This is a genomic window from Bradyrhizobium sp. AT1 (assembly GCF_001590795.1).
Taxonomy (GTDB): domain Bacteria; phylum Pseudomonadota; class Alphaproteobacteria; order Rhizobiales; family Xanthobacteraceae; genus Bradyrhizobium.
This window is the reverse complement of sequence record NZ_JXDL01000001.1, coordinates 5,259,010-5,270,801: the sequence shown is the minus strand read 5'-3', so window position 1 is coordinate 5,270,801 and position 11,792 is coordinate 5,259,010. Positions and strand designations below refer to the sequence as shown.

Below are 11,792 nucleotides of genomic sequence, written 5' to 3'. Positions count from 1 at the left end.
CCGCACTGGAGCTCTCCCGCAAGGACAGCAGCACTGCGATCCATCTCGTGCAGAAGAACGCCGAGGCGGCGAGCCGGGCGAACGTCCTGCCCGAAGCCGGCCAGGCGAAACTGGTGTTCAGCAATATCGGCGAGAAGGAAGCCGTGCTCGAGATCAACGAGCAGACCATCCCACGCCCGGCCGGCGCGAACGCGGTCGCGCTGGACCTCGTTCCCGGCAAATATCCCTACAGGCTGGGCGTGCCAGGTCATCCGGCCACCGCGAACATCCTCACGGTCGCGGCCGGGGATACCTGGGAGCTCACGGTCGGGCGCGATGGTGACGCCTGGCCGCCGCTGCAGCTGTATTGAGGCTCTGCCCTGTCCGGGCCCTGGCCGGCCGGACGCGCCTGTTGAACCTCTCCGGTTCCCGTCGCGACTTCACGTCTGAGGCCGCGCGCCGACGACGCCGCAGCCCGCCGATGCGCGAGGCCATGACGACCGGCGCGATATCCAGGAGTTTGACGATGCCGATGATCCGGCGCGGGGCGCAAGTCCCGGCAAGACGGCTGCTGCTTGCCTGCGGCATTCTCGCGATGGTGAGCACCTCGCATCCGGTGAGCGCGGCTGACGAAAGCTTTGTCGACGTCCATACCCTGCCGCGGCTGGATGGCTCGGTTGAAGATACCTCTCACCCCGACACCTATCGCGTGATCTACACCGTACCAGCCGCGCCTGCGGCCGCATCGGACGCCACGAAGAAGCTGCTGAGCGCCGACGGCTGGGTGCCCTATGTGTATCCGCTGGACGAGAAGAGCGCCGCGCTGACCTTCAAGAAGGGACGGCAGGGGCTGCGCGTCTCCTTCACGCAGACGCGCGGGCGCTCCGATCAATCCGCCGTCTTTTACACGCCGAACCGGATCTATGCGAACGTGCCGTTTCCGGACGGCGCGGCCGATCTCGTGTTCGACGAGACCCGCCCCTATCTCGGCTGCATCGCGCCCAGCGCGCTCGAGGCTACCGCGGAGTTCTTTACGAAGGACATGGCGGCGATGGGATGGCGCAAGCTCACGCCCGAAACGGCATCGCGCTGGCCGAACGCCGATCTCGGCGAGACCGTCCCAAACGGCGTGCGCGCGTTCTACGACCACCCCGATCGCGACACGACGCATATGTACCAGAAGCCGGTGATGCTGACGCTGACGCGTCGCGACGACGGCCGCACCAATGTCGAGATCAAGGTGGCGCCGTTTGCGCTGCCCCAAGAGCTCGAAGCTGACGATGACATGGCCGGGCTGCCACGGCCCAAGCCGACCAAATCGGCGCGGGGCCTTGGCAGCGCAAGCTCCAACAAGCGCGAGATCAGCGCCGCCGCGATGGCCGAGCTGCCCGCCGTGCGCGCCTTCTATCATCGCGAGCTCGCCGCGCGTGGCTGGCGCGAGGATGGCAACGCACCGCTCGCCCCCGGCGACGAGGTCGCGATCAGGATCTCTTCGGCGGAGGAAACCGGCGTGCTGCGGCTCGGCCGCGAATACGATTTCACCATGGTCAGCCTGACCGTGCAGGTGAAGGAATCGGCGCTTGCGACCCGCGCCAAGGCGAAGAAGGAGGCCGACGACAGGTTCCTCGGCGACGCCCTGGGTGCGGCTCAGCAGCTCATCGCTGCCGATGAGGCCAGGCGCAAAGCACAGGCCGCCTCGCTGTCGGACGCGCCGCTGAATGCACTCGCCGACAGCAAGACGCCGGTGCCGCTGCCTGAAAACGCCGAAGGCGTGAAGTTCGAAGGAAGCGACGGCCGGCTGGAATTCTCCTCGGCCTCAAGCGTGAAGGCGCTCGGCGCCTTCTACCGCGCATCGCTCAAAAGCGCGGGCTGGAAGGAGCAGCCCTCCGTCATCAACCAGCCCAACATGGCGATGATGGCGTTCTCCAGGGGTGGCAAGTCGATCTCGATGACCGTGATGCAGATGGGTCCGAAAGTGACCGTCCGCGCCGACGGATCGGGCCTGGTCGTGGCGACGGCGAAGCCGGTCGAGACCAAATCGGCCGAAGCCAAGCCGGTTGACTCGAAGCCGCTTGAATCGAAGCCGGTGCAGGCGAAATCGGCCGAGCCGCTCACGGCCGATCCCGATTCCGCGCTGCCCGTGCCGACGCAGCGCTCATCGAGCGGGATCAGCTCGACCAAATTCCCCGGCAGCGATCAATCGTTCCGGAAGGAGCTCGAAGCCAGCATCCCCGCCGAGCTGTCCGACGTGCTCGCCTTCTACCGCGCCGAGTTGACCAAGCGCGGCTGGCAGGAAAAGGCCGAAGGCGCCGCCGTGACAGCCGAGCGGGCCGAGCTTGCATTCACCTCGCCGGATGGACCGGCCAGCTTGAAGCTCGGCCGTGCCAGGGGTGAAACCAGCGTCAGCCTGGTGCAGCGGAATCCGCAGGCCGCGGCCAAGGCCGACATCATGCCGAAAGCGGGACAGGCCAGAGTCGTGCTCGGCAACATGGGCCCGAAGGAGGCATCGCTGACCATCAACAATCAGACCGTGAAGATCGCGGCCGGCGCCGGCGGCCCGCAATCGCCGAAGGGCCCGATGCTCGATCTGGCGCCAGGCAAGTATCAGTACGCGCTGCGCATGCCTGGGCAGCCCGCTCGCACGGACACGCTCACGGTTGCCGCCGGCGATGCCTGGGGCCTGCTGGTTGGGCCCAATGGCGACGTGCTGCCGCTGCAGATGTATTGAGCTTCCGCGAGGCCGCTGCGCTCCCTCTCCTGCTTGCTTGCGGGAGAGGGTCCCAGACCCGCAAAAACCACGCCTTTCGAAACCCCAGATCACCCCTTCGAATCGCGCTTTTTTCGAGCCCTCAAATCGGCCCTCGCGCGCCTTGAAAACCGACCAAAAAACCCTATCTCCTCAAAGGGTTGCGGCAGCATACTTTGCGCTAGGCGCAATCCCGCTTTCATGGCACAAATAGCTCGCAAATCAGCGCCTTTTGCGCGGCTGATTCGGGCGACATCTCGAAGGCCTCTCATGACAGAACCTGCTCGGCAGCAAGCTGCCGAAAACGAGCCCTCCAATCCGAGCGATTACGGTGCGGAATCGATCCGCGTGCTCAAGGGTCTCGATGCCGTTCGCAAGCGCCCCGGCATGTATATCGGCGACACCGATGACGGTTCGGGCCTGCACCACATGGTCTACGAAGTCGTCGACAACGCGATCGACGAAGCGCTGGCGGGTCACGCCACGCGCGTCGACGTCGTGCTCAACGCCGACAATTCCGTCACCGTGCGCGACGACGGCCGCGGCATTCCCGTCGACATCCACAAGGGCGAAGGCATCTCGGCGGCCGAGGTCATCATGACCCAGCTCCACGCCGGCGGTAAGTTCGACCAGAACTCCTACAAGGTTTCCGGCGGCCTTCACGGCGTCGGCGTCTCCGTCGTCAACGCGCTGTCGAGCAAGCTCGGCTTGCGGATCTGGCGCGACAACAAGGAGCACTATATCGAGTTCGCCCATGGCGATGCCGTGGCGCCGCTCAAGGTCGTCGGCGATGCGCCGGGCAAGCGCGGCACCGAGGTAACGTTCCTCGCCTCGGGCGAGACCTTCAAGAACATCGAATATGATTTCGCGACGCTCGAGCATCGGCTGCGCGAGCTCGCCTTCCTCAATTCCGGCGTCAACATCGCCCTCTCCGACATGCGTCATGCGGTCGAGAAGCGCGAGGAGATGCACTATTCCGGCGGCGTCGAGGAATTCGTCAAATATCTCGACCGCAACAAGAAGGCGATCGTGCCGGCGCCGATCATGGTGCGCGCGGAAGCCAACGGCATCGGCGTCGAGGCGGCTTTGTGGTGGAACGACAGCTACCACGAGAACGTGCTGTGCTTCACCAACAACATCCCGCAGCGTGACGGCGGCACCCATCTGGCCGGCTTCCGCGGCGCGCTGACGCGCCAGGTCAACGGCTATGCCGAGGCCAACGCGAAGAAGGAAAAGATCGCGCTGACAGGCGACGACTGCCGCGAAGGCCTCACTGCCGTGCTGTCGGTGAAGGTGCCCGATCCGAAATTTTCGTCGCAGACCAAGGACAAGCTGGTGTCCTCGGAAGTGCGTCCCGTGGTGGAGAACGTGCTCAACGAGGCGCTGCAGGCCTGGTTCGAGGAGCATCCCACCGAAGCCAAGATGATCGTCGGCAAGGTGATCCAGGCGGCAGCGGCGCGCGAAGCCGCGCGAAAAGCGCGCGAGCTGACGCGCAAGAGCCCGCTCTCGGTCTCCTCGCTGCCCGGCAAGCTCGCCGACTGCCAGGAAAAGGATCCGGCCAAATCCGAACTCTTCATCGTCGAGGGTGACTCGGCAGGCGGCAGCGCCAAGCAGGGCCGCAACCGCGAATTCCAGGCCGTCTTGCCGCTGCGCGGCAAGATCCTCAACGTCGAACGCGTTCGTCCCGACAAGATGCTGGGCAGCGAGCAGATCGGCACGCTGATCACCGCGCTCGGAACGAGCATCGGCGACGAGTTTTCGATCGAGAAGCTGCGCTATCACAAGATCATCGTGATGACGGACGCCGACGTCGACGGCGCCCACATCCGCACGCTGCTGCTGACCTTCTTCTACCGCCAGATGCGCGAGATCATCGATGGCGGCTATCTCTACATTGCACAGCCGCCGCTCTATAAGGTTAGCAGAGGCAAGTCCGAGCAATACCTGAAAGACGAGCGGGCGCTGGAAGACTATCTGATCGACACCGGGCTCGACGACTGCGTCTACATTCCCGGCACCGGCGGCGATCGCACCGGCCGCGATTTGCGTTCGCTGGTGGATGACGCTCGTATCGTCCGCGGCATCCTGCGCAACCTGCACAACCGCTACAATCGCAAGGTGATCGAGCAGGCTGCCATTACCGGCGTGCTCAACAAGGCGATCTACGGCGACCCCGAGAAGGCCGCCGCGGCCGCGCAATATATCGCCGGGCGCCTGGACACTCTCTCCGAGGAAGTCGAGCGCGGCTGGGTCGGGCAATATGTCGAAGGCCAGGGCTTCCAGTTCGAGCGCACGGTGCGCGGCGTCAAGGACGCCGCCATTATCGACGACGCCTTCCTGGGCTCGGTCGAGGCGCGCAAGCTCGACGAGTACACGGTGAAGCTCCAGGACGTGTATGTCCGCCCCGGCAGGCTGCGGCGAAAGGACGTCGAGCACATGGTCTACGGCCCGGTCGATCTGTTCGACGCCGTGACCGACGCTGGCCGCAAGGGCATCACGCTTCAGCGCTACAAAGGGCTCGGCGAGATGAACCCGGAACAGCTGTGGGAGACGACGCTGGATACCGACGCACGCTCGCTGCTGCAGGTGAAGGTCAAGGAGGTCGACGAGGCCGACGACATCTTCACCAAGCTGATGGGCGACGTGGTCGAGCCGCGCCGCGACTTCATCCAGGAACATTCGCTGAGCGCGACGATCGACATCTGAGGCCGTTGGCATTGGGTTTCGAGCTGCCTGTCAGAGGCTCGCTGCAACCTCTCCCGCTTGCGGGGGAGGTCGGCGCGAAGCGCCGGGTGGGGGCTTTCTCCTCTCGGGGATTATCCCATTGCGGAGGCACCCTCTCCCCAGCCTTCCCCCGCGAGCGGGGGAGGGAGCGCACCGCCTTCGCGGAGACACCTCGACTGAACCTCACTCGCCGTCATCGCGACGAAACGGCATGAACCCAAGGCCAGTACCGGCCGGGAATTATCGTGTCATGACCGCCTCTGCAGCCACCGGTTCCGCTCTCCCCTCCCGCCGTCTCGGCGTGATCGGTAGCATCGTCGGTTTGCTGGCGCTGATCGCGGCGGTGTTGCCGCACTGGGTCATTCCCGCGATCTACCCGCCACCGCCGGCGGACAAGGTGATTGTCGACACCGGTCATCGCCTCAAGGATCGCCTGATCGCACGCGTCAAGGGCGTCGAATATCAGGCGCCGCCGCGAGAGAAGTCGACCGGAAGCCAATTGAGGGAGGCGTCCTCGATCGGCGCGATCTCGCTCGGCCTGCTCGCCATCCTGTTTTCGGTCCTTGCCCTCGTGTTTCGCGAGGAGAGGCTCCTGGCGGGCGTCGCGGCCGCGCTTGGGGCCGGCGCCATTGCCGTCGAAATCTCGTTCCTCGCCATGGGCGTCTTGATGCTGATCGTGATCCTTTATGTGGTGGCCAATATCATCGGTCTGTTCTAAACGCCTGTGCCAGCGGGCCCGTTCAGGGCCAATCGGCGGCTTTCGCCGCAACAAGTGCAGAATTGCTACCCTGCTCAATTCTCGGTAGTTTCCGCCTCCGAAGCAGCCCGCCCCACCGCAACAGGACGGAGAAAACCGACGTGGCGCCCATCCAGTACATCGTCGAGGGCGGTCACCGGCTCTCGGGCTCGATCGAGCCGTCCGGCAACAAGAATTCGGCGCTGCCGATCATCGCCGCCGCCCTGCTCACCTCGCATCCGGTGACGCTGGAGAACGTGCCGCGGATCCGTGACACCGAGACGCTGGTCGAGCTGATCCGCTCGGTCGGCGCGTCCGCGGAATGGACCGCCCGCAACACGCTTCACATCCACGCCAAGAGCATCCGCGCCGCCGACCTCGACCCCGAGCTGTGCGTGCGGATCCGCGCCTCGATCCTGCTGGCGGGCCCCCTGCTCGCGCGCTGCGGCGAAGTGATGCTGCCGCCGCCCGGCGGCGACGTCATCGGCCGCCGCCGCCTCGACACCCATGTGCTGGCGCTGGAGCAACTCGGCGCCAAGGTCACCGCGACCGACCGGCTCGAATTCCGCGCGCCCAAGCTGGCCGGCGCCGACGTGTTCCTCGACGAGCCCAGCGTCACCGCGACCGAGAACGCGCTGGTGGCGGCGGTCGCCGCCGACGGCGTCACCTATTTGCGCAACGCGGCCTCCGAGCCGCATGTGCAGGACCTTGCCAATTTCCTGGTCGCGCTCGGCGCCAGAATCGAAGGCATCGGCACCAACACCATGGTCGTGCACGGTCCGGCGACGCTGGGGGAAGCGACCTATCGGATCCAGCCCGACCACATCGAGGTCGGCTCGCTGATCGGGCTCGCCGCGGTGACGCGCTCTCCCTTGCGCATCACGCGCGCCGGCGTCGAGCATCTGCGCTCGATCCGCATGGGCTTCGAGCGGCTCGGCATCGTCTGCCGCGTCGAGGGCGACGATCTCATCGTGCCGTCCAATCAAACATTGAAGATCCAGGACGATTTCGGCGGCCACGTGCCGAAACTGGAAGACCAGCCCTGGCCGGCCTTCCCGGCCGATCTGATGTCGATCGCGATCGTCACCGCCACGCAGTGCGAGGGCGTGATCCTGATGTTCGAGAAGATGTTCGAGTCCCGGATGTTCTTCGTCGACAAGCTGATCGCGATGGGCGCGCGCATCGTGCTGTGCGATCCGCACCGCGCGATCATCGCCGGTCCCAGCCGCCTGCACGGCGCAACCATGACCTCACCCGACATCCGCGCCGGCATGGCGATGCTGCTCGCGGCCGTATGCGCCCAGGGCACCTCGACCATCAACAACGCCGACCAGATCGAACGCGGTTACGAGCGCATCGAGGAGCGCCTCAACGCGCTCGGCGCGAAGATCAAGCGCGTGCCCGAGCGGAAGGGCTGAGGCGGTCTTCTTCCTTCTCCCCTTGTGGGAGAAGGTGGCGCGCAGCGCCGGATGAGGGGTTCTCTCAGCCTCTCGAATGAGAGTTGGATTCGCGGACAGATACCCCTCACCCGTCTCGCCGCTATCGCGGCGAGCCACCCTCTCCCAGAAGGGGAGAGGGAAAATACGAGCCATGTATTTGGCATCTCCCCCGTGCTAAGCACCCGCCATGCTCGACAGCGTTGAACATCATGCGCAGCCGCAAGCCGGCGTGCCGCAAAACCATCTCGCGCAAGAGTTCGTCGAGACGCTGCGGCTGGCCGTGCCGATGATGCTGACGCAGCTCGGGCAGATCGCGATGATCACGACCGATCTGGCGATGATCGGTCATCTCGGCGAGAGTGCGGTCGCAGCAGCCGCACTGGCACATACGGTGTATTTCGTCAGCTTCACCTTCGGGCTCGGACTGATGTCGGCGGTGTCGCCGCTGGCGGCGCAGGCCTTCGGCGCCGGCGACGTCAGGCGCATCCGCCGTTCCTTACGCGTCGGGCTGTGGGCCGCGCTTCTCATCTCGCTGCCGATGATGGCCTCGCCGCTCTATGGCGAGCAGATCCTGCTCGCCCTGGGTCAGATGCCGCAGCCGGCCGCGCTGGCGCAGCGCTATCTCAACGGCCTCGCCTGGGGCATCGCGCCGGCGCTCGGCTTCATCGCGGTGCGCAGCATGATGAGCGCGGTGAACCGGCCGCAGCCGCCGCTGTGGATCACGCTCGCGGCGATCCCGGTCAATGCCGCGCTGGTCTATGCCCTGATCCACGGCCTGTTCGGCCTGCCGGAGCTCGGCCTGTTCGGCGCGGGACTTGCGACCACGATGGTCAACCTCGGCACCTTCGTCGCGGTGCTCGCCATCGCAGGACTGCGCAAGCCGTTTTCGGACTATCGCCCGCTCGCCCGGCTGTGGCGGATCGACTGGCCGCTGATGCGTCAGCTGATCGCGATCGGCGCGCCGATCTCGTTTTCTTTGCTACTGGAATATGGCCTGTTCTCTTCGGCGGCACTGCTGATGGGATTGATCTCGACCAGCGCGATCGCGGCCCACCAGATCGCGCTTCAGGTCACCGCCGTGCTGTTCATGGTGCCGCTCGGCATCGGCATGGCGGCGACGGTGCGAGTCGGCCACGCCTTCGGCCGCGGCGATCCGGCCGCCGTGAGGCGCGCTGGGCTGGCCGCAGCCGTGCTCGGCGTCGCATTGGTTTCCGCCCTGACCATCGCGATCATCCTCGGCCGCTACCGGCTGGGCCAGCTGTTCTTCGGCAGCGGCGCCGACAGCGCGGCCACGGTCGAGCTGACCGCGACGCTGCTGCTGGTCGGCGCGACCTTCTTCATCGCCGACGGCCTGCAGACCATCATGGGCGGCGCGCTGCGCGGCATCAACGACACCCGAATGACGCTGCTGTTCGCGGCGATCGGCTATTGGGGCATCGCTTTTCCGATCGCCTGGGTGCTGGCGTTCAACGCCGGGCTCGGCGCGGTCGGGGTCTGGGTCGGGTTTTCGGTCGGGACGTTCGTCTATGCCGGGTTGCTGATCTTGCGTTTCGGGATGCTGACGCGCAGATTGGCGGGATGACCGGACAAGTTCGCGAAGTCATCCCCAAGGTCGACACCGGCGCGGTGCTATCTGGCGCGCAGTTCGCCGACGCGTTCAGCGTCGAGATCGGCGCGGCGGCAGTCGACGCCCGCGAGGCCTGCACGAGGATGGTCTTGAACGGGCCGCGCTGGGTCAGTGCGCTGACGCGCCTTCGCAACATTCTCGTGACGCCGTTCGGGCTGAAGACATCGGGTAAGGCGCCAATGCGCCCGGCGGCCTGATCGGCCTGTTTCCAGTGCTGAGCGAGACGCCGGAGCGGCTGATCGCCGGCTTCAATGATTCTCACCTCGATTTTCGCATTGTCGTCGACGTGGCCGGGGATGCAGCGAGCCGCGAGGTCACCCTGACCACTCTGGTGAAAACGAACAATTTGCTCGGTCGGACCTACCTCATGCTCATCACACCGTTCCACAAGCTCGTGGCCCGCGGCATGATGGGGAGGATCGTGGAGCGGGCCCAATGACGCTGTCCGTCGACCTGTTCTTCTCCTTCCGCAGCCCCTTCAGCTATCTGGCGCTGCCCAAGACGCTGAAGCTCGTCGCGGACTACGATCTCGCCGTGAACCTGCGGCCGGTCTATCCGCTCGCGGTGCGCGTGCCCGGCTTCTTCAAGAAGGCCAGTCCGAACTTCATTCGCTATGTGGTGCTCGACAGCACGCGCGTCGCACAGCACGAGGGCATTCCGTTCCGTTTTCCGAGGCCCGATCCGATCGTGCAGGACAAGACGAATTTCGATGTCGCGGCCGAGCAACCCTACATCCACCGCCTGACCCGGCTGGGCGCGATGGCGCAGCTCGAAGGACGCTCGCTCGCCTTCACCGACGCAATCGCCCGCGTGCTGTGGGACGGCTCTGTCTCGGGCTGGAACGAAGGCGATCACCTCGCGCGCGCCGCCGCGAAGGCCGGCTTCGATCTTGCCGCGATGGACGCCGCGATCGCCAAGGATCCGGATCGCTACGAGCAGGTGATCGCGGAAAACGAGAAGGACCACGCCGCCTCAGGCCATTGGGGCGTGCCGACCTTCGTGTTCGAGAACGAGCCGTTCTTCGGCCAGGACCGCATCGATCTCTTGGTCTGGCGCATGCAGGGCAAGGGCCTGGCGCGACGCTAGTGTCGCGTTCTGCAACGTCTTCTGACGCGCGCGACAGTACACCGCCTCGCTGACAAGCGCTTCCGCGAACCATGAACCGATCTTTCCGAGCGCGCGACTGAGACGTGGCGCCCGATACCGGCGGCGCGTTCGGAGGTCGAATGCACCTGGCAAAATTCTTCCATCGCGTACCCGGCGACGACGATCGCGAATTGATGCTGATCCCCGGCAGCGAGCCCATGGTGATCGGCGTTCACATGAACTGGAAGGGCGATCCCGACGCGGATGAATTCCTGCGCAAGACATTCTCCGGCATTGCCGACGCGGCCGCGGCCTTCCGCCGTCACGTCGCCGATCTCGTCGCGGCCGGTTATGTCGAGACCGTCCACACCGACTATACGTTGCGCGACCTGCCGCCCGATCCACCCGCCAAGCCGGACTGGCAGAAGGGCCTGGACGAACTGATGATCCTGGCGCTCGCCGCGCCGATGGCCGAACAGGCAACGCAGCTCGAGGCACTCAGGAGCACTCCGGCCGAGCATGAGCCGTTGTACCTCTGGCATGCCGCGCGTCGCAGCCGCTCTGCCGGAGTCGATGCGGCAGAGACCGCGCGCCTTGCCGAACAGGCGCGCGACACGCTGCTGGCGCGGCGCACTGCCGGACAGCCGCACTACGCGTGGTCGATCTACGAGGGCGATCTCGAAGGACGCATTCTGGAATTGCTGAGCGACGCCCAACTCGAGGCCGGGAATCCCGACGCCGCGCTGAAGACGATCGAGCATCTGTGCAAGATCGCGCCTAGCCAGGATCGCATCATCAAGCGCGCCGAGCTGCTCTGCGGCTACTTCCCCGAGCGGCAGGAAGAGGCCTTTAACGATGCCTATCAATGGTCGCGGTTTGGCGGCTACGAGGAGATCATGGCGCTTCCCGGCTATGCCGAATACGTAGCGCGACGCAAGGCGGGAACATCCAAGAAGGGCTGGCGCTGGAAGCAAGGCACGCCGGCGAGCGAAGCGGATATCACGGCCGCGGAGCAGGCGCTCGGTGTCCGGCTGCCCGATGATTATCGCAAATTCCTGCTGAAGCGCGGCGAGACCGAACTATTGGTGCGGCTGCCCGAATCATCCTCGGAGCTTCGTTTCTATGCGCCCGATGACCTGGCCAAGCAGCTTCACAATCTCCTTGGCTTCATCGCCTATTCCGATGACGAGGTCGAGGAAGCCTGCACCTATTTCCGCAAGGAGTACGGGGTGTCGCTGAAGCATCTCGTGCCGGTTGCCGAGCCGTCGCAGCTCAGCCGCTGCCTGCTGCTCCACGTCGAGCCCGGCGAACGCTTCGGCCAATGCTTTCAATGGGACCATGACGGCGCGTGGGAGCTGGAGCAGCAGCAGCCATCTTTCGACGCCGCATTGAAGGCGCTGACCGACGGCATCGCGCGGCGCGATCCGACCCAGCTCGCGTTCTTCGATCTCTAGA

Annotated in this window: 7 protein-coding genes and 2 pseudogenes; all 9 read left to right on the top strand. The window is 65.6% G+C overall.

Going from position 1 to position 11,792, the window contains the following annotated elements:
• A pseudogene (locus SE92_RS37200) lies at positions 1 to 350 on the top strand (hypothetical protein); the annotation flags it as partial.
• A gap of 155 nt (positions 351 to 505) precedes the next feature.
• On the top strand, positions 506 to 2,707 hold the full coding sequence (locus tag SE92_RS24475) for a hypothetical protein (RefSeq protein WP_063199053.1): 2,202 nt from the start codon (positions 506 to 508) through the stop codon (positions 2,705 to 2,707).
• Between the two features lie 288 nt (positions 2,708 to 2,995).
• Entirely contained in the window at positions 2,996 to 5,431 is a 2,436-nt protein-coding gene (gyrB, locus tag SE92_RS24470) for a DNA topoisomerase (ATP-hydrolyzing) subunit B (protein WP_063199050.1), read from the top strand.
• Between the two features lie 268 nt (positions 5,432 to 5,699).
• Entirely contained in the window at positions 5,700 to 6,167 is a 468-nt protein-coding gene (gene yidI, locus SE92_RS24465; RefSeq protein ID WP_063199047.1) for an inner membrane protein YidI, read from the top strand.
• 140 nt (positions 6,168 to 6,307) lie between these two features.
• Positions 6,308 to 7,603: a UDP-N-acetylglucosamine 1-carboxyvinyltransferase gene (gene murA / locus SE92_RS24460; RefSeq protein ID WP_063199045.1), complete on the top strand. Its 1,296-nt coding sequence runs from the start codon at positions 6,308 to 6,310 to the stop codon at positions 7,601 to 7,603.
• A gap of 208 nt (positions 7,604 to 7,811) precedes the next feature.
• Positions 7,812 to 9,206 (top strand): MATE family efflux transporter, encoded by a 1,395-nt coding sequence (locus SE92_RS24455; RefSeq protein WP_063199042.1) that lies wholly within the window; start codon positions 7,812 to 7,814, stop codon positions 9,204 to 9,206.
• A pseudogene (locus SE92_RS24450) lies at positions 9,203 to 9,690 on the top strand (DUF2867 domain-containing protein). The gene SE92_RS24455 and the pseudogene SE92_RS24450 overlap by 4 nt, the downstream one beginning before the upstream one ends.
• On the top strand, positions 9,687 to 10,337 hold the full coding sequence (locus SE92_RS24445; RefSeq protein ID WP_063199040.1) for a 2-hydroxychromene-2-carboxylate isomerase: 651 nt from the start codon (positions 9,687 to 9,689) through the stop codon (positions 10,335 to 10,337). Before SE92_RS24450 ends, SE92_RS24445 begins: the two are co-directional and overlap by 4 nt.
• A 140-nt stretch (positions 10,338 to 10,477) precedes the next feature.
• On the top strand, positions 10,478 to 11,791 hold the full coding sequence (locus tag SE92_RS24440) for an SMI1/KNR4 family protein (RefSeq protein WP_063199037.1): 1,314 nt from the start codon (positions 10,478 to 10,480) through the stop codon (positions 11,789 to 11,791).
• Position 11,792 lies beyond the last annotated feature (1 nt).